This is a genomic window from Mesorhizobium sp. M0208 (assembly GCF_040322015.1).
Lineage (GTDB): Bacteria > Pseudomonadota > Alphaproteobacteria > Rhizobiales > Rhizobiaceae > Mesorhizobium.
Map to the genome: position 1 here is coordinate 134,064 of NZ_JAMYSP010000004.1, position 23,281 is coordinate 157,344.

Sequence of the window (23,281 nt, forward strand, 5' to 3'; positions counted from 1 at the left end):
AAAACCCTCGCCGCGAGGCGTGTCTGGACCAATTCTCTGGACCAGTTTTTCTCCGCCCTGTGGAGCGCACTTCGAAAGCCGCATTTCCGCTAGTAATCCCTTGACCGCTGATAAGGCGGTGCTAACGTTTGTCCAACCGGTCAAAAATTTGCGTAGCACGAAAACGCAGCAAAGACCAAGTGTTGGAAAGACCAGGCGTTAGCCGCACCGAAACGGGTTACAAGGGGAAGTCTTGGTCATGTCCAACCGGCTGAAAGTCACGCCGAACGATCTCAGCGCATTCTGGATGCCGTTCACGGCAAACCGGCAGTTCAAGCAGGCGCCGCGCATGTTCGTGTCCGCCAAGGACATGCATTACACGACCAGCGACGGGCGCAAGGTTCTCGACGGCACCGCCGGTCTGTGGTGCGTCAATGCCGGCCACTGCCGTCCGAAAATCACCGAGGCGATCCAGAGCCAGGCGGCAGAGCTCGATTATGCGCCGGCGTTCCAGATGGGTCACCCGATCGTGTTCGAGCTTGCAAATCGGCTGGTCGATATCGCGCCGAAGGGCATGGACCATGTGTTCTTCACCAATTCTGGATCGGAATCGGTCGAGACCGCGCTGAAGATGGCCATCGCCTATCACCGCGCAAAAGGCGAGGGCTCGCGCACCCGCCTGATCGGCCGCGAACGCGGCTATCACGGCGTCAATTTCGGCGGCATTTCGGTTGGCGGCATCGTTACAAACCGCAAGATGTTCGGCACGCTGCTCGGCGGCGTCGATCACATGCCACACACCCATCTGCCGGAAAAGAACTCCTTCACCAAGGGCGTGCCCGAACATGGCGCCGAACTGGCGAACGAATTAGAGCGTATCGTTGCCCTGCACGACGCCTCGACAATCGCCGCCGTCATCGTTGAGCCGGTTGCCGGTTCCACCGGCGTCATCCTGCCGCCGAAGGGCTATTTGCAGAAGCTTCGCGAGATCTGCACCAAGCACGGCATCTTGCTGATTTTCGATGAGGTCATCACCGGCTTCGGCCGTCTCGGCACGCCGTTTGCCGCCGACTATTTCGGCGTCACGCCCGATATCATGACCACCGCCAAAGGCGTCTCCAACGGCGTCATCCCGATGGGCGCGGTGTTCGTGAAGAAGGAAATCCACGACGCCTTCATGACCGGGCCCGAGCACATGATCGAGTTCTTCCACGGCTACACCTATTCGGGCAATCCGATCGCCTGCGCCGCGGCGCTGGGCACGCTCGACACCTACAAGGAAGAGGGGCTGCTGACGCGCGGCGAGGAACTGGCGCCGTACTGGGAGGACGCGCTGCATTCGCTGAAGGGCGAGCCGAATGTCATCGACATCCGCAATATCGGCCTGATCGGTGCGATCGAACTGGCGCCGATCGCCGGCCAGCCGACGAAACGCGCCTTCTCGGCTTTTGTGAAGGCGTTCGAGCGCGGTGCATTGATCCGCACCACCGGCGACATCATCGCGCTGTCACCGCCGCTGATCATCACCAAAGGCCAGATCAACGAATTGATCGACCATGTGCGCGAAGTGTTGAGGGCGGTGGACTAGATACTCCCCAACATGTAGGGGCGACGACGGGAACCGTCGTCCTAATATGAGAGTAAATGAGAGGAACTTGAATGGCCGCCCCCGGCGAGAATCTGCGAATCAATTCAGACCGTTTGTGGGATTCGATAATGGAGATGGCGAAGATCGGCCCCGGCATCGCCGGCGGCAACAATCGCCAGACCGTTACCGACGAGGACGGCGAAGGGCGGCACCTGTTCAAGCGCTGGTGCGATGAGGCGGGGCTCGAAATGGGCGTCGACGAGATGGGCACGATGTTTGCCCGCCGCGAGGGCACCGACCCAAGCCTGCCGCCGGTCTATGTCGGCAGCCATCTCGACACGCAGCCGACCGGCGGCAAGTATGACGGCGTGCTCGGCGTGCTCGGCGGCCTGGAGGTCGTGCGCTCGCTCAACGATCTCGGCATCAAGACCAAGCACCCGATCGTCGTCACCAACTGGACCAACGAGGAAGGTGCCCGCTTTGCGCCGGCAATGATGGCGTCCGGGGTATTCGCCGGCGTGCTCGACCAGGCCGACGTCTATTCACATGTCGACAAGGACGGCAAGCAATTTGGCGAGGAGCTCGAACGCATAGGCTGGAAGGGCACCGAGAAAGTCGGTGAGCGCAAGATCCACGCTTTCTTCGAGCTGCATATCGAGCAAGGCCCGATCCTCGAGGATGAAGGCATCGACATCGGCGTCGTCACCCATGGGCAAGGGTTGAAATGGCTGCAGGTGACGCTGACCGGCAAGGAGGCGCATACCGGCTCGACGCCGATGCCGAAGCGGCGCAATGCCGGGCTCGGCATGGCGCGGGTGATCGAATTGGTGCACGAGATCGCCATGGACTACCAACCCGACGCCGTCGGCGCGGTCGGCCATATGGAGGTCTATCCAAACTCGCGCAACATCATTGCCGGGCGCACCGTCTTCACCATCGACATCCGCTCGCCGGAAAAGGAGGTGCTGGACGCCATGGACGGGCGCATCCGCGAAGGCATCGACACGATCTGCGACGCGCTCGACATCAAATATCAAATCGAGCAGGTCGGCCATTTCGACCCGGTCACCTTCGACGCGGGCTGCGTCAAGGCTGTGCGGGATGCGGCGGAGCGCTTGGGATATACGCATCGCAATATCGTCTCGGGCGCCGGCCATGACGCTTGCTGGATCAACCGCGTTGCGCCCACCGCAATGGTGATGTGCCCTTGCGTCGACGGTCTCAGCCACAACGAGGCCGAGGAAATCACCAAGGAATGGGCAGCGGCCGGCGCCGATGTGCTGTTCCATGCGGTGGTCGACACGGCGGCGATCGTAGGGTGAGAGGTTTGGGCTGGAGCAGACGGATTCTTGCGAAGAGGGACCCCCACCCTAACCCTCCGCACAAGGGGGAGGGAACTCCTGTCAGCGCCGATTTGCGGCAAATTACCAACGTTTCCAACGCCAAGGTCGTAAGTCGGATTGCGCGGCAGCATTCCCTCCTCCTTGTGGGGAGGGTTAGGGTGGGGGTCCCTCTTCGCAAAAAATTCGTACGCGATTTCTCTGCCTTTGCGGGAAGAGATTGAGGGTGGGGGTACTCGTTTTGGCACCGACCGGTATCGACCCCGCCGCCATCAAACGTGCCAGGGCATTACGCCGAAACATGACGGATGGCGAACGCAAGCTCTGGTCGGAATTGAAAGAGTTCCGTCATCTCTACGGCCTGCATGCCAGGAAGCAGGCGCCGATCGGGCCTTACATTGCGGACTTCGTTCTGCATGAGAAGAACCTCGTCATCGAAGTAGACGGAGAGCATCACTTCACGCCGGAGCAAATGGACAAGGATCGAGTACGCGATGCATGGTTTGGCCGGCAGGGCTATCGTGTGCTGCGGTTTTCGACCGGAGATCTGGCGGAATCTTTCGACGGGTGTATCGAAGAGATACTGCGGGAAGTTGGAGTCATGTAGAGGCCATTTACAGCCCCGTTGGTCCTGACCCAACCTGTAACACCGACAAGACGCTCACAAGAAGCGCGAGAGAACAAGGGAACAAGAAAATGACCAAAGTCATCAAGAATGGCACCATCGTCACCGCCGACCGGACGTGGAAGGCCGATGTGCTGTTCAAGCACGGCAAGATCATCGGCATCGGACCGGATCTGCATGGCGACCATGAGTTCGACGCCAGCGGCTGCTATGTGATGCCAGGCGGCATCGACCCGCATACCCATCTCGAAATGCCGTTCATGGGCACCTATTCGGCCGATGACTTCGAATCCGGCACCCGCGCGGCCCTTGCCGGCGGCACGACGATGGTCGTCGATTTCTGCCTGCCATCGCCGCAGCAATCGCTGCTCGAGGCCCTGCAGATGTGGGACAACAAGACCTCGAAGGCGTCCTGCGATTATTCCTTCCACATGGCGATCACCTGGTGGGGCAAGCAGGTGTTCGACGAAATGGCCACCGTCGTCGACAGGGGCATTACCTCGTTCAAGCATTTCATGGCCTACAAGGGCGCGCTGATGGTCGACGACGACGAGCTCTATTCGTCGTTCCAGCGCTGCGCCGATCTTGGCGCGCTGCCGCTGGTCCATGCTGAGAATGGCGACGTGGTGGCCGCCCTGTCGCAGAAGCTGCTGGCGGCGGGCAACAACGGCCCGGAGGGGCACGCCTATTCGCGCCCGCCGGAAGTGGAAGGCGAGGCGACCAACCGCGCCATCATGATAGCCGACATGGCTGGCGTGCCGCTGTATGTCGTGCATGTCTCCTGCGAGCAAGCGCACGAGGCCATCCGCCGCGCGCGGCAGAAAGGCATGCGAGTGTTCGGCGAGCCGCTGATCCAGCATCTTACGCTGGACGAGAGCGAGTATTTCAACAAGGACTGGGACCATGCGGCACGCCGCGTCATGAGCCCGCCCTTCCGCAACAAATGGCACCAGGATTCGCTGTGGGCCGGCCTGCAGGCCGGGTCGCTGCAAGTGGTGGCGACCGACCATTGTGCCTTCACCACCAAACAGAAGCGCAACGGCGTCGGCGACTTCACCAAGATTCCGAATGGCACCGGCGGGCTCGAGGATCGTTTGCCGGTGCTGTGGACGACCGGCGTCAACACCGGCCGGCTGACGATGAACGAGTTCGTCGCGGTGACCTCGACCAACATCGCCAAGATACTCAACATGTACCCGAAGAAGGGCGCCATCGTCGAAGGCGCGGACGCCGACATCCTCGTCTGGGACCCGAAGCGCAAGAAGAAGATCACGGCCAAGAAGCAGCAGTCGGTGATCGACTACAACGTCTTCGAAGGTTTCGAGGTGACCGGCCTGCCGCGCTTCGTCTTTTCGCGCGGCGAACTGTCGATCGAGGAAAACGAAGTCAAGGCAAAGCCCGGCCATGGCGAGTTCGTCGCTCGCGAGCCCAACGCGGCGGTCAACCGGGCACTGTCGACCTGGAAGGAGATTTCCGCGCCGCGCAAGGTGGAACGTACAGGCATCCCGGCGACGGGCGTTTGAGCTTGGCGAGCCACGGTGCGATTATCTCACTGGCCGCGGTGATCCTTGCCGCCGGGCCGGCGGCGGCTGACGTCCTTGCCGGTTCCTATGGCAATGAGGTCGGTTGCACTGGCGTACGGCTCGGTTATCAGGACAGCGACGATTATGTCGTGCTGACCGCCGACGGCGTCGAAACCTATGGCAGCGGCTGCGAGTTCGCACAGCGATTGACGGCGATGCCTGGCACCCAGTTGTTGAACTCCACCTGTTTCGCCGAGGGCGAGGACGGGACGACCACGGATGTCGTCAAGGTCGTCAACAAAGGAGGGGACGGTTTCTTCGTGACCATTCCCGGCCTTGAGGAGATAGGGCCGCTGAAATCATGTTCGTGACGGTGCCGATGACGGCCGCCGCCTCGATGCCGGCTTCAGGCGACCAACCCGTCCAGTTCCGGCAGCAGGACGACGCTTTCCTGTTCGTTGGGATCGGTGCGGGCAATGACCGCCGAGGCGGGGCTGTCGCTCAGATTGGCCGGCAGATGCGGCACGCCGGCCGGAATGTAGAAAAGATCGCCGGCCTTGACCACGATATGCTGTTCAAGCCGGTCGCCATACCAGGTATGGACTTCGCCGGAGAGCACATAGATCGCGGTTTCATGGTTTTCGTGCAAATGCGCCTTGGCGCGGGCACCCGGCGGCATGGTCAGCAGATGCATGCAGATGCCGGACGAGCCGACTGTTTCGGCGGCGATGCCGGCGAAATAACTCAGGCCCTGTTTGCCTTCATAAGAGCTTTCAGGGCGGATAAGATGGCACGTCGGTTTGGGCGACATCGGGGCAACTCCGGGCGTCTATGTGATGGGACAAGGGCGCGTCGAACTGAGGCGAGTAAAACTGGGGCGAGTAGGACTGGGCGAGTGGAAAGCAACATCGGGATAAAATCAATGGGATTCCGGCCGGCGCCGCAGTGGCCGGAAGCGACAGGCTACGGCCGATGACGGGAGTATCGCCAGCCGTTGTTTCGGCAAGCAAGCTTGGCCTGACCTTCCAGACCAACGATGGTCCGGTGCAGGCGCTGTCGAATGTCGACCTGACCATCGGCAAGGGCGAATTCGTGTCCTTCATCGGGCCGTCCGGTTGCGGCAAGACGACCTTGCTGCGCGTGATCGCCGATCTGGAGAAGCCGACATCGGGAGCCATCTCCGTCAACGGCATGACGCCCGAGCAGGCGCGCCAGAGCCGCGCCTATGGCTATGTCTTCCAGGCGGCCGCACTTTATCCGTGGCGCACGATCGAGCGCAATGTGGCGCTGCCGCTCGAGATCATGGGCCTGTCTAGGGCGGAGCAGGCGGCGCGTATCAAGCGAACCCTCGACCTCGTCAACCTCAGCGGCTTCGAGAAGAAATACCCCTGGCAGCTCTCGGGCGGCATGCAGCAGCGCGCCTCGATCGCGCGGGCGCTCGCCTTCGATGCCGACCTTTTGTTGATGGACGAGCCGTTCGGCGCGCTCGACGAGATCGTGCGCGATCACCTCAACGAACAGTTGCTGGAGCTTTGGGAACGAACCAACAAGACCATCTGCTTCGTAACGCATTCGATCCCCGAGGCGGTGTATCTGTCGACGCGCATCGTCGTCATGTCGCCGCGCCCGGGGCGTGTCAGCGACGTCATAGAATCGACGCTGCCGAAAAAGCGGCCGCTCGATATCCGCGAGACGCCGGAGTTCCTGGCCATCGCCGCGCGGGTGCGGGACGGGCTGAGGGCGGGGCACAGCTATGATGATTGAGGCGGCGCGGAACGGGCTTGCGCGTTCGACACAGGAGGTGCATCGCCCTCGCGAGGGAGGCGCTAACCGTGCATTCGTCATCCTAGGGCGGAGCCGCCGCGAAGCGGCGTGCGCAGACCCTAGGATCCATGCCGTGACGTCGGCCGAAACGCGCAAGCGGTCGAGAATAAGCGCCGGGCAAGCCACCGCAAGCGCCGTTCCTTCCAGAGAGGGAGCTATTTTCAGCACCGCTTCGGAGCGGGAAGGTAACGGCATGGATCCTAGGGTCTGCGCCGCGTCGCTTCGCTCCTTGCTGCGCCCTAGGATGACGAAAGCGAGGTCATCCTCACCCGGCCTCCGCTTCGCTCCAGCCACCCTCTCCCCGTTGGGGAGAGGAGGGCGCTTACCCGGCGAGGCCTGCTAGAATGGACTCGTTTCGCGACAAGATCGTTCCGGTGACCTCGATCCTTCTGGGCGTTGTCGTCGTCTGGTACGTCATGGCTGTCATCCTCAACACGCCGTTCCAGCGCGATCTCGACCGCCGCGCCAATCAGACACCGGGTATTGTGGAATTCATCGGCAAGACGCTGGCGCAGCCGAAGCCGACGCTGCCGGCGCCGCATCAGGTGGCAGTGAATTTTTTCGAAAACACCTTTCTGCGCAGCATCACCTCGAACCGCAGCCTTGTCTACAATGCCTGGGTGACGCTGTCGTCGACGCTGCTCGGCTTTGCCTTCGGCACGGCGCTCGGCATCGTCATCGCCGTCGGCATCGTGCATGTGGCGACGCTCGACCGCAGCCTGATGCCGTGGATCATCGCCTCGCAGACCATTCCGATCCTGGCGGTGGCACCGATGATCATCGTTGTGCTGGCCGCTGTCGGCATCACCGGGCTGATCCCGAAGGCGCTGATCTCGACCTATCTGTCGTTCTTCCCGGTGGCGGTCGGCATGGTGAAGGGGCTTCGCTCGCCCGAGCTTACCCATCTCGACTTGATGCACACCTATAATGCCAGTCCTTCGCAGACCTTCTGGAAATTGCGGGTGCCGGCCTCGGTGCCGTTCCTGTTCACCTCGATGAAGGTGGCGGTGGCCGCCAGCCTGGTCGGCGCCATCGTCGGCGAGCTGCCGACCGGCGCCGTCGCCGGCATTGGCGCCAAACTGCTCGCCGGCGCCTATTACAGCCAGACCATCGACATCTGGTCGGCGCTGGTTGCCGGGTCGGTGGTGGCGGCGCTGCTGGTTATGCTGGTCGGCATTGCCGGGCGCCTTGTCGACCGCGCCATGGGCGGGAGGCCGGCATGAGCTCCATCCTGAGCCTTTCCTCAATCACGCCTCGATCCTGGCAGGGGTATGCCGCGCTTGTCCTGTTTGTCGGCGCGCTGCTTGTTTTGCCGCTCGTCAGTGCTACGCCCGGTTACGGCATGGCGACTACGGTTTCGATTTTCATTCTGCTGCTCGTGGCAATCGAGGCCGACAACTTTCCACCGATGATCGGGGTGGTGTTGCTGTTCCTTGGCGCGCATGGCGCGGCGTGGATGCTGCTCGCCGGCATAACCGGCAATGAGGGCAGCGCTCGCGCATCCTTCTATCTGCTGCTCGCCGCCGCGTGGTTTTTGGCCTGGCGCTGCGTCACGGTCTTGTCGTCGTTTCGCCCGATATCGCGCTGGGCGTCAACCGCCCTGCGCTTGATCATTCCGGCCATCTTCGGCGCCTGGATCCTGATCATCTGGGAAGCGGTGACGCGTGGTGCCGGCATTCCCTTCATCCTGCTGCCGCCGCCAAGCGCCATCGGTGCCCGCATCGTCGGCTCGCTGCCGGTGCTGGGGGCCGATGTCAGGCAGACCATCTTCAAGGCGGTCATCTTCGGCTATGTGGTGGGGAGCAGCGCCGGCTTCCTCGTTGCCATCGCCGCCGACCGCGTGCCGTTCCTGCGGCGCGGGCTTTTGCCGATCGGCAATATGGTATCGGCGCTGCCGATCATCGGCGTCGCGCCGATCATGGTCATGTGGTTCGGCTTCGACTGGCAGTCGAAGGCAGCGGTGGTCATCATCATGACCTTCTTCCCGATGCTGGTGAACACCGTCGCCGGGCTTGCCGCCTCCGGCCATATGGAGCGCGACCTGATGCGCACCTATGCCTCGAGCTATTGGCAGACGCTGTTCAAGCTGCGGCTGCCGGCGGCCGCGCCCTTCATCTTCAATGCGTTGAAGATCAATTCGACGCTGGCGCTGATCGGCGCCATCGTCGCCGAGTTCTTCGGCACCCCGGTGGTCGGCATGGGGTTCCGCATTTCGACGGAAGTCGGCCGGATGAACATCGACATGGTGTGGGCCGAAATCGCAGTTGCAGCACTTGCGGGTTCGGTCTTTTATGGCGTGGTCGCTTTTTTCGAGAGAGCAATCACGTTTTGGCATCCCTCTGTCCGTGGTGGATAGGGGCGGTGGGTTTAGGGCGCTAACTTCAGAGGGTAAAAACATGAAAAGACTAGTTGTTTCGATGCTGGCCGGCGCGATGTCGCTTGCCGCGTTCCAGGCGATGGCCGCGGACAAGGTGACGCTGCAGCTGAAATGGGTCACGCAGGCCCAGTTTGCCGGCTATTATGTCGCCAAGGACAAGGGCTTCTATGAGGCCGAAGGCCTCGACGTCGAGATCAAGCCCGGCGGTCCTGATATTGCGCCGGAGCAGGTCATCGCCGGCGGCGGCGCCGACGTCATCGTCGACTGGATGGGCGGCGCGCTGGCTGCCCGCGAAAAGGGCGTGCCGCTGGTCAACATCGCCCAGCCGTTCAAGAAAGCCGGTATGGAGCTGGTCTGCCCGAAGGACGGGCCGGTCAAGACAGAAGCCGACTTCAAGGGCCACACGCTCGGCGTCTGGTTCTTCGGCAACGAGTATCCATTCTATGCTTGGATGAACAAGCTTGGCCTCAAGACCGATGGCGGGCCGGACGGCGTCACCGTGCTCAAGCAGAGCTTTGACGTGCAGCCGCTGATCCAGAAGCAGGCGGATTGCATTTCGGTGATGACCTATAACGAGTACTGGCAGCTCATCGACGCCGGCTACAAGCCGGAAGAGCTGACCGTCTTCAACTATTCCGCCATGGGCAACGATCTGCTCGAAGACGGGCTCTATGCCCTGGAGGACAAGCTCAAGGATCCGGCCTTCGAGGACAAGATGGTGCGTTTCGTGCGCGCTTCGATGAAGGGTTGGAAATACGCCGTCGACAATTCCGACGAAGCGGCCGGCATCGTCATGGACAATGGCGGCCAGGACGAGAATCACCAGAAACGCATGATGGGCGAAGTCGCCAAGCTGATCGACAATGCCGATGGCAAGCTCGATCCGGCGACCTACGAGCGCACCGCCAAGGCGCTGCTCGACCAGAAGATCATCAGCAAGGAGCCTACCGGCGCCTACACGACGGCGATCACCGACAAGGCCATCAAATAGGGCTGTCAAACTGGCTTGTAGCGGAAAAGGGGCGGGCGACCGCCCCTTTTTAGTGGGATGTAAAATGAACGTTACCGGCGGAAACATCCGCTTGCAAAATCGTTGTGCCGGTGCATCCGCCTCAAGGGTGTCACAACGGAGGTTTCCATGCGCATCCAGTCCTTCACGCCGATGCTTTCGGCGCTGGCCATTTCTGCAGCCATCTTCTCTGCTTCACCGGCCCTGGCCGAAACCATAAAGATGACTGCGACGCTCGATGGTGCTCAGCAGAGCCCGCCCGTCACAACGAAGGGCAAGGGCACCGCCACGCTCAGGTTCAACACCACAACCAAGAAACTCAGCTGGACAGTGAGATATTCCGGCCTCAGCGGGCCGGCGAAGGCCGCACACATTCACGGCCCGGCGGCAAAGGGCGAAAACGCCGACCCGGTGATACCGTTCGAAGGCAAGCTGAGGAGCCCGATCAAGGGCTCGGCGACGTTGACCGATGCCCAGGCGACCGATTTGGAGGCGGGCAAGTACTACGTCAACATCCACACCGCGGCCCACGCGGATGGCGAGATCCGCGGGCAGATAGAAAAGGCGCCGTCGACGATGTAGCGCAGCGATCATAGCGCTGCGATCAACCTGTTGAAGCTTGGGAAGGGATTCGACCTCCCGTTGGCGCTCAGGCCCTGTCCCGTATCTGGGTCATGGTCCGCGTCGGCGTGATTGCCTCGGGATCGAGCCTGATCTCGACGATCGACGGTTTGCCGCTGGCGCGGGCGCGTTCGAAGGCCGGCGCGAAGTCGGCGGTCTTCTCGACTGTTTCGCCATGACCACCATAGGCACGCGCGAGCGCCGCGAAGTCGGGATTCTTCAAATCCGTGGCGACGACACGGCCGGGATATTCGCGCTCCTGGTGCATGCGGATCGTGCCGTAGATGCCGTTGTTGACGACAACGACGATGATCGGCAGTGCGTATTGCACGGCGGTGGCGAATTCCTGGCCGTTCATCAGGAAACAACCGTCGCCGGCGAAGGCGATCACGTCGCGGTCGGGATAGAGCTGCTTGGCGGCGACCGCCGCCGGCGTGCCGTAGCCCATCGAGCCGGATGTGGGTGCTGCCTGCGTGCCGAAACGCCGGAAGCGATGGTAACGATGCACCCAGGTGGCGTAGTTGCCGGCGCCGTTGGTGAGGATGGCGTCGTCCGGCAGTATCGTTTCGAGATAATTCATGATCGGCCCCATCTGGACGGCGCCGGGGCCGCTCTCCGGAGGCGTCGACCAGTCGAGATAGGCGGAATGCAGCTTCGCTGCCTCAGCCGCCCACACCGGCGTTGCAGCCGGCTTGCGTCGGGCAAAGGCTTCGACGAAAGCAGCAGGCGAGGCATTGATCGCCAGCGCCGGCCGGTAGACGCGGCCGAGCTCGCCCGCGTCGGCATGGACATGGACCAGCGTCTGGTCGGGGTAGGGGCTCTTCAGCAGCGTGTAGTCGGATGACGGCATCTCGCCCATACGGCCGCCGATGAGCAGCACGAGGTCGGCCTGCTTGATGGCGGTTGCTACCTTGGGGTTGATGCCGATGCCGACATCGCCGGCATAATTCGGGTGGAGATGGTCGAACAGCATCTGGCGGCGGAAGGAGCAGCCGACCGGCAGCGACCAGGCTTCGGCTATCGTCCGCATCTGGGCAACAGCCTGCGCATCCCAGCGCGTACCGCCAAGGATGACGAAGGGCTGCTTTGCCTTGTTGAGCAACACTTCCAGCGCGTCGAGCTCGACTTCGCCGGGCCGCGTCTCGACAGGGGTGTAATGCCGGGCTTGCGGTGCCTCGGCGAGGCTGGTCAGCATGTCCTCGGGCAGCGAGATGACGACCGGGCCGGGCCGGCCGGAGGTCGCCACCGAAAAGGCCCGCGTGACAAATTCGGGGATGCGTGCGGCGTCGTCGATCTCGACCACCCATTTGGCGATATCACCGAAGAACCTGACGTAGTCGACTTCCTGAAAAGCCTCGCGCCCCTTGGCGTGGCTGGCGACCTGGCCAATGAACAGGATCAGGGGGACCGAATCCTGCATCGCGATGTGGATGCCGGCCGAGGCATTGGTGGCGCCTGGGCCGCGGGTGACGAAGCAGATGCCGGGCTTGCCGGTCAGGCGGCCGTGGCAGTCGGCCATCATCGCGGCACCGCCCTCCTGGCGGCAGACGATGGTGCGGATCGGCGAGTCGTGCAGCGCGTCGAGCACCGCCAGATAGGATTCGCCGGGCACGCAATAGATACGGTCCGTTCCGTTGGCTTCGAGCGCATCGACGATGAGTTGTCCGCCGGTCTTCATTTTCCTGACCTCTCCAGTTCGGCAAGGATTTCTTCGGTGTGTTCGCCGAGACGCGGTGACGGACGTTCATAGACCAGCGGCGTGCCGGACATGACCATCGGCGCCCGCACCGAGGGCAAGAGATTGCCATGGCCGTCATCGAGGTCGAGCCGCATGCCGCGCGCTATGGTCTGCGGGTCGGCAAACATCTGGCCGATGTTATTGATCGGGCTGGCAGGAACCCCAGCGGCTTCGAGCCTGGCCAGCAGCGGATCGCGATCGAAGGCCTTCAGCGCCTCTATCATGTGCTCGCGCAGCTTTGCCCGGTTGGCGACGCGGGCGGGATTGGTGGCGAAGTCAGGATTCGACGCCAGCTCGTCGAGGCCGACGGCAGCGCAGAACTTTGCGAACTGGCCGTCATTGCCGACCGCCAGGATGATGTGGCCATTTTTCACCGGCACCACTTCGTAGGGCGCGATGTTCATATGCGCATTGCCCATCTGCACCGGCGACTGTCCGGAGACGAGGTAGTTGAGGTTCTGGTTGCCGAGCGTCGAGATCTGGGTGTCGTAGAGCGCCATGTCGATATGCTGGCCTTCGCCCGTCTTCTCGGCATGGCGAAGCGCCGCCTGGATGGCGATGACCGAATAAAGCCCGGTGAAAACATCCGATATAGCGACGCCCGCCTTTTGCGGTTCGCGCCCGGCTTCGCCGGTGATCGACATCATGCCGGCCATGCCCTGGATGATGAAATCATAGCCGGCGCGCGGCGCGTACGGCCCCGACTGGCCAAAACCGGTGATCGAGCAATAGATCAGCCGTGGGTTGATTTTCCTCAGGCTGTCATAATCGAGGCCGTATTTCTTCAGTCCGCCGACCTTGAAGTTTTCGATCAGCACATCCGATGTCGCGACCAGCCGGCGCACCGTCTCGGCACCCTCGGGCGTCGAGAAGTCAATAGCGATGGAGCGCTTGCCGCGGTTGCAGGAATGGTAATAAGCGGCTGAAAGGTTCTCGCCGTCATGGCCGATGACGAAGGGCGGTCCCCATTTGCGGGTGTCGTCGCCGCCGTCCGGGCTCTCGACCTTGATCACGTCGGCGCCGAGGTCGGCAAGCAGCTGCCCGGCCCATGGCCCGGCAAGGATGCGTGCGAGTTCGATGACGCGGATGCCTTTGAGCGGCGGCTCAGTCATGGATCACCATGGTTGGTCGAAAGCGCAGCCTCTATCAATCCCGCGCGCCGCTGTCACGGCCCTTGCAATGGGCCAGTATCACTGTGCCCTCAGCACGCGGTCGGCCCAGGCGGCAAAATCCTCCATGATGACGTCTCGGTTGATCTCGTTCAGGCTTTCATGGCGAGTTTTGGCGTAAACCTTTGAAACGAGATTCGAAAAACCCATCATGTGCATCCGGCCGGCAAGATGGCTGACCGCCTTGCCGCTGTCCGAGGCCCGATCTTGCTCGCCTCCGACCAGATTGACGAACAGGTCGCGCCGCACGCCGGAAAAATTGCGGTCGCTGCCGCAATGCAGCGTCATCTTGACGATGTCCTGCCACATCGACACCGATGCGTCCCAGCCGCAGAGCGGGTCGGCGATGTATTTCTCGACTTCGGCGGCATCGCGCGACAGCCAGTCGAATGGCGTCCGGCGATCGGGCACTGCCTTGCCCCAGGCCCGGAACGTCAGCCGGGGCAGCATGCGCGACGGGACGTCTGAGCCAAGCCGGAACCTTTCCCAGGCAAGCACGCCCAGCGCGATTTGGCCGAGCAGTCCGGCCGAGAAATTGCCGTTCCAGATCGCGGCGGCATGGATGCGTGGCGAGTGGCGGAGGACAAAGTTCAGCGCGACCGACGCGCCCAAGGAGTGACCGAAGACGATGACCGGCAGGCCAGGTTGTTCCCTGGCGATGAGATCATGGACGGCGGCGACATCGGCGATGACCTTGGCACCGCCATCCGCATCGGCGAACCTGCCCGGTGGCGCATCGGGCGCCTTGGTGGCGCCGTGGCCACGGTGGTCGTGCGCGTAGACCTGGTAGCCGCGCTCGCCGAGGAAATCGGCGAAGCGGGCATAGCGCGCCGCGTGCTCGGCCAGCCCGTGATTGATCTGGACAATGGCGTGCGGTTGGCCGCTGGCGTGTTTCACATAAAGGTTGAGCTCGGCGCCCGTCGGCGATGCCAGCATCCTCTGCTTGTCAAATGGCATGTCTCGCTCCCGTCGGCGACTGTTGGGCGACGCAGCGATCGACGTCAAGGGACGTAGGTGCCCATTCGACGTAATTGACAGCATGCTGTCAATGTGATTGCATGACAGCATACTGTCAAATGGTCAGCGGCAGATTGGCGGTATGACTGTGAAAACCACCGGGGCCATTTCGCGGCGTGCAATCTTGCTGGCGGGCTTCGCCTTCACGACGGCCACCCTGTTGTCAGGGATTGCTGCTTTCAGTCAGGAAACCAGGGAGATGACCATGATGACGTCCACTGTTCCAGGCCCGCAAGGCCAGCTTGCCACTTACAGGATCAAGGCCGGCAATGGCCTGCCGATCATGTTCCTGCATGGAGATTGCAGCCGCGCTTCCCACTGGGACCGCGTGATGCAGCTCTCCGTCGAAGGCCGCGAGGCGGTAGCCTTCGATTTTCGCGGTCATGGCGCCTCCGCGCCGGCGCAGGACGGTGACTACGGTTATGACGGTCGTGCAATGGATGTCGGTGCCGTGGCCGACGCGTTTGGCCTGAAGCGGTTTCTCATTGTCGCGCACAGCGGCGGCGGTGGCGTGGCGCTCGCTTATGCCGCCAGCCATGCCGACCGGGTCGCCGGTGTCTTGCTCGTCGACCCGGCGACCGATCCTCGTGCGCTGCCGCAGGCGATTCGTGACGGCTTTGTCCGCGATCTGGCCGGTCCGCAAGGCCGTGATGTCCTGAACGCCTATTACACGTCGATTGCCGGCCCTAACGCGGCTGTTCGCCAGCGTGTTCTGGCCGATGCGGCAGTGGTCGATCCGGCGGCGAGGGCAGGTGTCGGCAAGGCGCTGGCCGAATGGAACCCGGAGCCGGCACTCGATGCGTATCGCGGGCCTATGTTCGTTTTGGCTACCGAGGCCAGTGACACTCCAGCCGCGCTCCACCGGCTGCGCACGGACATTCCGCGCCAGATCGTGGCGGGCAGCGGCCATTGGGTGATGCTTGACAAGCCCGAGGTCGTAGCCGAAGCCGTTAATAATTTCGTCGCGACCATCGAGGCCGGCCAGAAATGACGACCAGGACCGAAGCGGCAAATGTGCTCACCGAACTGGTGCTTGCCGTGTTCAGGATGAACGGCAGTCTTCTGGACGCGGCCGACCGGCTGGCCGCTCCAACCGGGCTGACGGCAGCGCGCTGGCAGGTTTTGGGTGCAGTTTTGAAGGAGCCGAAATCTGTGGCCGACATCGCCCGCGACATGGGTCTCGCCCGTCAGAGTGTACAGCGGCTGGCCGACATAGTGGCTGCGGAGGGGCTTGCCGTCTACGCCGACAACCCGGCGCATCGCCGCGCCAAGCTGTTGTCGATAACCGATGCCGGCCGGGCAGCGGTCAAGAATATCGGCACACGCCAGCATGTTTGGGCGAACCGCATTTCGGAGGGTATGGACGCCGACGCGCTGAAAGCCTCGCTTGATCTGCTGCGCACCCTGACGGAACGGGTGGAGGCGGGCGGATCCTGATCGACCACGCGGGAGCCTCTCAATGCGCTGGCGATTGTTTTTACGGCCGGCGAAAGAAATCGTAATTCTGACATGTCGCAAGTTTCTAGCTTGCGGCGTGAATCACGAGGAGTGCCGGAATGCGGATTTGGGCGATATGGGGGACGGTGTTTCTTGCGTTTGCTGGCGCAAGCGCGGCGCGGGCCGATGTGAAGATGACCGGCTCTTTCGTCGCCGATGCCGCCTGTCCGGCAACGCAGGCGATCAAGAGCGCCAAGAATCCCGGCAATGTCTCGACCGCGGCTGGTCAGAGTTATGATCTGCTGGCCGGCAACAAGGACGCGCCCACGCACTATCTCATTCGCGTGCCGGGCGCCGATCCGGAGCGCCGCTGGGTCAAGATCAGCTGCGGTCATGTTTCGGGCGACAGCGCGTCGACGATGCCGGCTGCACCGGCGCCTGCCGAGCCGAACAAGCCATCGGCGTCCGGAAAGCCGGAATATGTCTTCGCGCTGAGCTGGCAGCCGGCTTTCTGCGAGACCAAATCCAGCAAGACCGAATGCCGGGCGCAGACCGCCGCCGGTTTCGATGCGACCCACTTCACCTTGCATGGATTGTGGCCGCAGCCGAACGGAAATTTCTATTGCCAGGTCGCGGCAAGCGACAAGGCGAACGACGATCCGGCACACTGGCGGGATTTGCCGCCGGTCACCCTCGACCCGAAAACGCGATCGGAACTCGACCAGGTGATGCCCGGCACCGCGTCCGCACTCGAAAGGCACGAGTGGATCAAGCACGGCACCTGCTACGGCAAGAGCCAGCAGGAGTATTTCTCCGACGCCTTGAACCTGATGCGCGCGGTGAACGCTTCGCCGGTGCGCGATCTCTTCATCAAGAACATCGGCAAGCAACTGACATCCGATCAGATCCGCAGCACCTTCGACGTTACCTTCGGCAAAGGCGCGGGCGACCGGGTCCGCGTTTCCTGCGTGGTCGATCCCTCGAACGGCAGGCGGCTGATCGGCGAGCTGACGCTCGGCCTGACCGGCCCGATCGCTTCCAACGCTTCGCTCGGTGCCCTGCTGCTTGCCTCGGCGCCTACAGCCAAGGCCGGCTGCCCGAAGGGCGCGGTCGATGCCGTCGGGTTCCAGTAAACAGGCCGTACGCGACTGTCGCTTTGCACCGGGGATGGTATGATCCCGGGGGGTATCATTCGCAGGGGGTGGCGATGAGTGGCGTGACGAGCGGCGCGCTGGCGCGGTTGGCGTTCTGGGCCAAGGGCATGACGGCGACCCGCGACGGCCATATGGAGTGGCCGGGCTTTTCCTACACCGAAGTGGAGTGGGCGCGCATGGCCACGCTCGCCAAACCCGTCGACGGCGGCACGTACCAATTGTTCACGCTGGTCAACGCGGCGATCTTCATCGCCATCGCCGCGTTCGGGATATTCTGTATCTTCCTGCCGCTGGCGGCGCTGCTGTTCCCGCTACCGGCCGAAACCAATGCGCTCAAGTTTTCGCTGCTCCTGGCGGCATGCGCCTTGCTGATCATCGGCATCGGCCTGCCTATCTCGCTGCGTCTTTCGACCGCGCTGGTGGCGCCGAAGGCAATGCGGGCCGCACTTGTCGCCGTGCCCGGCGATCAGGCGCTTGCGGCAAAAGTGTCATGGCAGATCAACCGGATCACGCTCGTGCTCTGCGGCCTGCTGGTACCGGGCATTCTTCTGTTCATTGCCTACGACATCGAAGCCGGCCCGATTATTACCGCGTTGAAATGGCTGGCGATCGCGCTGATGGCGGTTTCGGTTGCGATCGGCGCATGGCAGCGGCGCAAACAACCCTGATTGAGCCAATCGCAGGCCAGGGTAGCGTTACGCGCCGGCGCTGCGCTCCGGCCTGGTCCATGTGTTGCGCCCGTCTGCTTCGTTGCCGCCCGGTTCGCCGACAACGCGATCGCGTCCCGTGGATTTGGCCTTGTAGAGACGCTGGTCGGCCAGCGCGAAGAGATCGGCAAGGCAACGGGTCGTCTCGCTGACCGTCGAGATGCCGGCGCTGACGGTAATGTCGAACCGGCTGGTGCTCGCGGACGTCTTGACCGCTTGCCTGACGGTCTCGCCCAGCAGTCTGGCGAGCGGCTGCGGACGCCAGCCGAGGATGGCGAATTCCTCGCCGCCGATCCTGAACAATTGATCGTCGGTCCCGACAAGTTCGCCAAGCAAAATTGCCAGGGCTTTCAGCACCCTGTCGCCCTCGGCGTGGCCGAAGCGGTCGTTGATCGATTTGAAGTGGTCGACATCGATGATCAGCAGGCTGAGCGGCCTGGCGGTCCGCAGGCTGGTGGCCACGGCGGCCTCGCCGTCGCTGTCGAAGCGCCCCCTGTGGAGCAGGCCGGTGAGGCCGTCGCGACCGACATGCTCGACCAGCGCCTCATAGCGCTCGCGATAGGTCAGCGTGTCGAAAATGTCGGAAAGCCCGCGCGGCGCCGGCACCTGCCGCGCCTCGAACCACCTGATATAGGCGACCAGCATGGTGCTGTAGACCAAGGCCGCTGCCATCTTGGCGAACCAGCCGCCGAAAAACACGGCGACCGGCGCACCGGTGACGAAATGCAGCGCCGTGAAAAAACCTGCCTGGTCGAAGGTGAGCACGCACGCAACGGAGACCAGGATGCGGGTGAAAAGCGCCTTGCGCAGATATTTGCCGAGCTTTTCATAGAGCAGGATGATCAGGATGGCGTCGACGAACAGCAGCGTCGTGCCCCACACCATCAGCCAGCCCATCTCGTCGATGAAGCCGATGTCGGGAAGCTTGCCGTCGGGCAGCGGTGCGATGTCGTGCAGGCGCAGGATCAGCACGAGCCCGATCATCAGGCCATTGCCGAGCAGCAGGCCGTAGATCGGCTGGCGGACGGTCGCCGCGTCCTCCTTGATGTAGAGCAACAGAAGCATGACCAGCTTGCCGGAAAACAGCACAGCCGAGCCCGGCGATACCATGCCGAACGGCAGCGCGACGTAGAAGACGCTGGCGAGATAGGTTTCCAGGAAATGCATGACGCCAAGGGCGCAAACAAAGACGCCGAGGCCGATGCGGCCCCTGAACCGGAAAAGCGTGACCATGATGCCGAAATAGAGAACCGCTTCGGCAAAAAGCAGGAAACTGTTCAACACGGCCCGATCTCTCTCCCCGAAATCGCGGCTGCCAGCGATTTCCTATCCAACATTGTTTGACGCGGAATGGTTAACCGGAGCTTTCGCCTGGGTGCCGGCACGAAATGAAGCGGCTAAGCGTTTGTGGGTGCGACCAAATCCGCTTGGGGCCAAAACTGTTTGCCGTTCGGGGCCGCATCGCTTACATAGCCCCCAACTTCCATTCAATCCGACATCAGTCGACTTTTCAGGGAAAGCGCGCGTGGCACGCCAGTTCATCTATCACATGGCCGGCCTCAACAAGGCCTACGGCACCAAGAAGGTGCTCGAGAACATCCATCTGTCCTTCTACCCGGACGCCAAGATCGGCATCCTCGGCCCCAACGGCGCCGGCAAGTCGACGATCCTCAAGATCATGGCCGGCATCGACAAGGAGTGGAGCGGCGAGGCCTGGCTGGCCGAGGGTGCTACCGTCGGTTACCTGGCGCAGGAGCCGGCGCTCGATCCGAACAAGAACGTGTTCGAAAACGTCATGGAAGGCGTCGCGGCCAAGACCGCCATCATCGAGCGCTACAACGAATTGATGATGAACTATTCCGACGAGACGGCGGACGAGTCGGCCAAGCTGCAGGACGAGATGGACCGGCTCAACCTCTGGGATCTCGAACAGCAGGTCGAGATGGCGATGGAAGCGCTCGGCTGTCCGCCCAAGGAGGCCGATGTCACCAAGCTGTCGGGCGGCGAGCGCCGCCGTGTCGCGCTCTGCCAGCTCTTGCTGCGCCAGCCCGATTTGCTGCTGCTCGACGAGCCGACCAACCATCTCGACGCCGAGACGACGGCGTGGCTGGAAAAGCATCTGCGTGCCTATCCAGGCGCGGTGATGATCATCACCCACGACCGCTACTTCCTCGACAATGTCACCGGCTGGATCCTCGAGCTCGATCGCGGCCGCGGTATCCCGTACGAAGGCAACTACACCAAATATCTCGAAGCCAAGGCCAAGCGGCTCAAGCAGGAAGGCCGCGAGGACGATGCCCGCCAGCGGGCGATCGGCCGCGAGCGCGAGTGGATACAGTCCAGCCCGAAAGCCCGGCAGACCAAGTCGAAGGCCCGTATCCAGGCCTTCCAGGATCTGCTGGATGCAGCCGACAAGCGGCGTCCGAGCGACACGCAGATCGTCATTCCGCATGGCGAGCGGCTCGGCAATGTAGTGATCGAGGTCGAGGGCCTGTCGAAGGGCTTTGGCGACACGCTTTTGATCGAAGACCTCGAATTCAAGCTGCCGCCGGGCGGCATCGTCGGCGTCATCGGCCCGAACGGCGCCGGCAAGACGACGCTGTTCCGCATGATCACCGGCCAGGAAAAGCCGGACGCCGGCACCATTCGCGTCGGCGAGACGGTCAAGCTCGGTTATGTCGACCAGAGCCGCGACGCGCTCGACCCGACCAAGACCGTCTGGGAAGAAATCTCGGGCGGCGCCGAAGTGGTCAAGCTCGGCAAGTTCGAGGCCAACACGCGCGCCTATTGTGCGTCGTTCAACTTTCGCGGCGGCGATCAGCAGCAGAAGGTGGGCAACCTGTCCGGCGGCCAGCGCAACCGCGTGCATCTGGCCAAGATGCTGAAGACCGGCGGCAATGTGCTGCTGCTCGACGAACCGACCAACGATCTCGATACCGAAACGCTGGCCGCACTCGAAGACGCGCTAGAAAACTTCGCCGGCTGCGCCGTCATCATCTCGCACGACCGCATGTTCCTCGACCGCCTGGCAACGCACATCCTCGCCTTCGAGGGCGACAGCCATGTCGAATGGTTCGAAGGCAATTTCGAGGATTACGAGCAGGACAAGATCCGTAGACTCGGGCCGGAAGCCGTCAACCCGCACCGCATGACGTATAAGCGGCTGACAAGATAGTCCGTGCGCCTCGTTTAGAATTCTCTGTCGAGTGTCTCTATGAAGTCCTCGGCGAGTTTGGCTGAAGAGAACCGCGCAACTTCCCGGTAGTCGGGGTGGTGTTCTGCCGTCGGTGGCGAGTTAAGGACTATAAACGCGTCGTTCTCTTGAACCACAATGTTGGTCAGATCGACGCTATCGATGGCTGTCGCATTGCGCGCTTGGCAATATGGACACTCGTCGTCACAGGCGCAGGACCAATCAGTAGCCCAATACCTGTGACATTTATAACATCTGTAGTTGTTGAGATACCAAGCCATTGTTAGACCTGACCAAAAACGATCTGACGTAGATCACCTGCGTTATCGCGCTACCTGATATCGACCACGGGACAGGAACCTAAGATATCCCTTGTCGCGAAGAAACTGAAGTTGTTGACGGATTTTAGGTCTAATATTCTGGTTGTTCGGGTAAAGGAGAGCCAACTGTGGCTCAAATGCGTAGGCCTGGTCGATGTCAAATTCGTCTGTGCCGATCGACTCGATACATCGCATGACCTCAACGAGCCATCCCCTGGTGTCATGGGGCGCATCGCGTAGGAACACAGTTCGCTTCCAAGCTGCCAAAACCTCTTCTTTCGAGGTGATCACACCGTTTCTGACAAGGTGGATTCTTCCCGCTTCAGGGACCCGGCTAAGAAGGATATTCGAACCAATCCAGCCGGCGCGGCGTGCTGCTTGGGAGAGCGGCGTCCTGCGTTCTACGATTGCTGGCGTGAAAAAATGTTTTGGGATAACGCAGACGGACTCCACCAGTCGCTGGTTAAAATCGTATTTGAGTAGAAAAAAGTTGGGGTTCGTTGACGAATTCAGCCGCTCGATTTTTCTGCTATACGCACCATTGGCGAGTTTTCTGCCGAACGGTTTCTTTGCGCTTTTTAGTTCGTATTGATCATCGCACTTATCGCAGTAAAAATCGGCACAGGGAGATTTGCCGGAAACTGCGTCAGGCGCGAATTCCCGCAGTTGGGGCAGTACAGCCATTCTGACGCCCACCGCTCCGTCCAGATTCTCGCGCTTTGCGAACCGCTGTCGTATGCTGCTTGAGTCTCTTGGAATCCCATTTTCATGGTCAAAGGGTCTACGCAATATGCGTGAACGTCAATCAACGCATGGCGGCGAGTCGTTATGACGGCACAGAAAGATTCACGGGGCGGAAAGTTAACTTTCAAAACAGGAAAAGACTGGTCCGCCGCCCTCTACCTGAAATTCGAGGATGAGCGCACGCGGCCCGCGCGCGATCTCGTTGTGCAGGTGCCGGTGCCAGAACCGCGCCGGGTGGTCGATATTGGCTGCGGACCGGGCAATTCGACCGAATTGCTGGTCGCGCGCTGGCCGCAGGCGCAAATCAGCGGCTTCGATACCTCGCCCGACATGATCGAGAAGGCCAAAGTGCGTCTGCCCGGCGTCAGCTTTGCGCTGGCGGATGCGGCGGCGTGGCAGCCGACCGAACCCGTCGACGTGATCTTTGCCAATGCGGTGTTTCAATGGCTGCCGGAGCATCCGGCAGTCTTCCAGCGGCTGATGGGATTTTTGGCGCCCGGCGGCGCGCTTGCCGTGCAGATGCCGGACAACATGGCTGAGCCCTCGCACCGGCTGATGCGCGAGACCGCGGCCGAGATGCCGTTCACCGAAAAGCTCGAGCGCGCGGCTCGCGCGCCGCTGCTGCCGGTCTCGTTCTATTACGACCTTCTGTCGCCGTTCTCGGATCGGCTCGATATCTGGCACACGATTTACAACCATCCGCTGGCCGATGCCGAGGCGATCGTCGAATGGGTGAAGTCGACGGGGCTGAAGCCGTTCCTCGATCCGCTCGACGAAGACGAGCGGCAGCTTTTCCTGAAGCGCTACGCGGCCAGGATCAGCGAAGCCTATCCGAAAACGGCAAGCGGCAAGGTGTTGCTGCGCTTTCCCCGTCTCTTCATCGTGGCGCGGCGCGCTGCTTAGGAACTTTTAGACC

At 62.1% G+C, this 23,281-nt stretch carries 22 protein-coding genes and 1 pseudogene; 16 read left to right on the top strand and 7 right to left on the bottom strand.

All coding sequences use genetic code 11. The features are described 5' to 3' along the window. Positions 1-238 precede the first annotated feature (238 nt). From aptA to NKJ17_RS06295, 5 genes are all read left to right on the top strand, one after another. Complete coding sequence (gene aptA / locus NKJ17_RS06275; protein ID WP_254819041.1) at positions 239-1,567, top strand: omega-aminotransferase AptA; 1,329 nt, start codon at positions 239-241, stop codon at positions 1,565-1,567. A gap of 71 nt (positions 1,568-1,638) precedes the next feature. Further along, positions 1,639-2,889 (top strand): Zn-dependent hydrolase, encoded by a 1,251-nt coding sequence (locus NKJ17_RS06280; RefSeq protein ID WP_352505560.1) that lies wholly within the window; start codon positions 1,639-1,641, stop codon positions 2,887-2,889. Positions 2,890-3,133: 244 nt separating this feature from the next. After that, positions 3,134-3,514 carry an endonuclease domain-containing protein gene (locus NKJ17_RS06285; RefSeq protein WP_352505561.1) on the top strand — a complete coding sequence of 127 codons (381 nt, stop codon included), beginning with the start codon at positions 3,134-3,136 and terminating at the stop codon, positions 3,512-3,514. An 89-nt stretch (positions 3,515-3,603) separates the two neighbouring features. After that, positions 3,604-5,055: a dihydropyrimidinase gene (gene hydA, locus NKJ17_RS06290; RefSeq protein WP_352475407.1), complete on the top strand. Its 1,452-nt coding sequence runs from the start codon at positions 3,604-3,606 to the stop codon at positions 5,053-5,055. Next, positions 5,052-5,426 (top strand): hypothetical protein, encoded by a 375-nt coding sequence (locus NKJ17_RS06295; RefSeq protein WP_352687541.1) that lies wholly within the window; start codon positions 5,052-5,054, stop codon positions 5,424-5,426. Before hydA ends, NKJ17_RS06295 begins: the two co-directional genes overlap by 4 nt. Positions 5,427-5,461: 35 nt before the next feature. On the opposite strand, the gene NKJ17_RS06300 is transcribed toward NKJ17_RS06295, so the two are convergent. Continuing rightward, positions 5,462-5,866, bottom strand: a complete 405-nt coding sequence (locus tag NKJ17_RS06300) for a cupin domain-containing protein (RefSeq protein WP_352505563.1) — start codon at positions 5,864-5,866, stop codon at positions 5,462-5,464. A gap of 161 nt (positions 5,867-6,027) precedes the next feature. Between NKJ17_RS06300 and NKJ17_RS06305 the strand changes: the two genes are divergently transcribed. The 5 genes from NKJ17_RS06305 to NKJ17_RS06325 all read left to right on the top strand — a co-directional run bounded on the left by NKJ17_RS06305 (position 6,028) and on the right by NKJ17_RS06325 (position 10,847). Next, on the top strand, positions 6,028-6,819 hold the full coding sequence (locus tag NKJ17_RS06305) for an ABC transporter ATP-binding protein (RefSeq protein WP_352453396.1): 792 nt from the start codon (positions 6,028-6,030) through the stop codon (positions 6,817-6,819). 404 nt (positions 6,820-7,223) lie between these two features. After that, positions 7,224-8,102, top strand: a complete 879-nt coding sequence (locus tag NKJ17_RS06310) for an ABC transporter permease (RefSeq protein ID WP_254819031.1) — start codon at positions 7,224-7,226, stop codon at positions 8,100-8,102. Then, positions 8,099-9,235: an ABC transporter permease gene (locus NKJ17_RS06315; RefSeq protein ID WP_352505564.1), complete on the top strand. Its 1,137-nt coding sequence runs from the start codon at positions 8,099-8,101 to the stop codon at positions 9,233-9,235. The genes NKJ17_RS06310 and NKJ17_RS06315 overlap by 4 nt, the downstream gene beginning before the upstream one ends. Before the next feature lie 40 nt (positions 9,236-9,275). Beyond that, positions 9,276-10,247 (top strand): ABC transporter substrate-binding protein, encoded by a 972-nt coding sequence (locus tag NKJ17_RS06320; protein WP_254819029.1) that lies wholly within the window; start codon positions 9,276-9,278, stop codon positions 10,245-10,247. Between the two features lie 147 nt (positions 10,248-10,394). Beyond that, positions 10,395-10,847: a CHRD domain-containing protein gene (locus NKJ17_RS06325; RefSeq protein ID WP_254819028.1), complete on the top strand. Its 453-nt coding sequence runs from the start codon at positions 10,395-10,397 to the stop codon at positions 10,845-10,847. A 67-nt stretch (positions 10,848-10,914) separates the two neighbouring features. Here NKJ17_RS06325 and NKJ17_RS06330 read toward each other — a convergent pair whose 3' ends face one another. The 3 genes from NKJ17_RS06330 to NKJ17_RS06340 all read right to left on the bottom strand — a co-directional run bounded on the left by NKJ17_RS06330 (position 10,915) and on the right by NKJ17_RS06340 (position 14,750). Next, positions 10,915-12,564, bottom strand: coding sequence for a thiamine pyrophosphate-binding protein (locus NKJ17_RS06330; protein ID WP_352505566.1), 1,650 nt, complete (start codon positions 12,562-12,564; stop codon positions 10,915-10,917). Then, a complete protein-coding gene (locus NKJ17_RS06335) occupies positions 12,561-13,736 on the bottom strand; it encodes a CaiB/BaiF CoA transferase family protein (protein ID WP_352505567.1) in 1,176 nt (391 codons plus the stop codon). The genes NKJ17_RS06330 and NKJ17_RS06335 overlap by 4 nt, the downstream gene beginning before the upstream one ends. 78 nt (positions 13,737-13,814) lie before the next feature. Then, positions 13,815-14,750 carry an alpha/beta fold hydrolase gene (locus NKJ17_RS06340; protein ID WP_352505568.1) on the bottom strand — a complete coding sequence of 312 codons (936 nt, stop codon included), beginning with the start codon at positions 14,748-14,750 and terminating at the stop codon, positions 13,815-13,817. Positions 14,751-15,009: 259 nt separating this feature from the next. On the opposite strand from NKJ17_RS06340, the gene NKJ17_RS06345 reads away from it, so the two are divergent. From NKJ17_RS06345 to NKJ17_RS06360, 4 genes are all read left to right on the top strand, one after another. Then, positions 15,010-15,801: an alpha/beta fold hydrolase gene (locus NKJ17_RS06345; protein WP_352687544.1), complete on the top strand. Its 792-nt coding sequence runs from the start codon at positions 15,010-15,012 to the stop codon at positions 15,799-15,801. Next, positions 15,798-16,247: a MarR family winged helix-turn-helix transcriptional regulator gene (locus NKJ17_RS06350; protein ID WP_352687546.1), complete on the top strand. Its 450-nt coding sequence runs from the start codon at positions 15,798-15,800 to the stop codon at positions 16,245-16,247. Before NKJ17_RS06345 ends, NKJ17_RS06350 begins: the two co-directional genes overlap by 4 nt. A gap of 119 nt (positions 16,248-16,366) precedes the next feature. Continuing rightward, complete coding sequence (locus tag NKJ17_RS06355; protein WP_352505571.1) at positions 16,367-17,380, top strand: ribonuclease T2; 1,014 nt, start codon at positions 16,367-16,369, stop codon at positions 17,378-17,380. Positions 17,381-17,454: 74 nt separating this feature from the next. Further along, positions 17,455-18,069, top strand: coding sequence for a hypothetical protein (locus NKJ17_RS06360; protein WP_352505572.1), 615 nt, complete (start codon positions 17,455-17,457; stop codon positions 18,067-18,069). A 27-nt stretch (positions 18,070-18,096) separates the two neighbouring features. Here NKJ17_RS06360 and NKJ17_RS06365 read toward each other — a convergent pair whose 3' ends face one another. Then, positions 18,097-19,392, bottom strand: coding sequence for a GGDEF domain-containing protein (locus NKJ17_RS06365; RefSeq protein WP_352505573.1), 1,296 nt, complete (start codon positions 19,390-19,392; stop codon positions 18,097-18,099). 241 nt (positions 19,393-19,633) lie between these two features. On the opposite strand from NKJ17_RS06365, the gene ettA reads away from it, so the two are divergent. Next, complete coding sequence (gene ettA, locus NKJ17_RS06370) at positions 19,634-21,283, top strand: energy-dependent translational throttle protein EttA (RefSeq protein WP_352505574.1); 1,650 nt, start codon at positions 19,634-19,636, stop codon at positions 21,281-21,283. Between the two features lie 341 nt (positions 21,284-21,624). Here the strand turns inward: ettA and NKJ17_RS06375 are convergent, their stop codons facing one another. Continuing rightward, positions 21,625-21,816, bottom strand: coding sequence for a hypothetical protein (locus tag NKJ17_RS06375; protein ID WP_352505668.1), 192 nt, complete (start codon positions 21,814-21,816; stop codon positions 21,625-21,627). A gap of 96 nt (positions 21,817-21,912) precedes the next feature. After that, positions 21,913-22,391 (bottom strand): annotated as a pseudogene (locus NKJ17_RS06380) (DpnI domain-containing protein); the annotation flags it as partial. Between the two features lie 58 nt (positions 22,392-22,449). Here NKJ17_RS06380 and tam point away from each other — a divergent pair. Beyond that, complete coding sequence (gene tam, locus NKJ17_RS06385; protein ID WP_352687549.1) at positions 22,450-23,268, top strand: trans-aconitate 2-methyltransferase; 819 nt, start codon at positions 22,450-22,452, stop codon at positions 23,266-23,268. Positions 23,269-23,281: the final 13 nt, after the last annotated feature.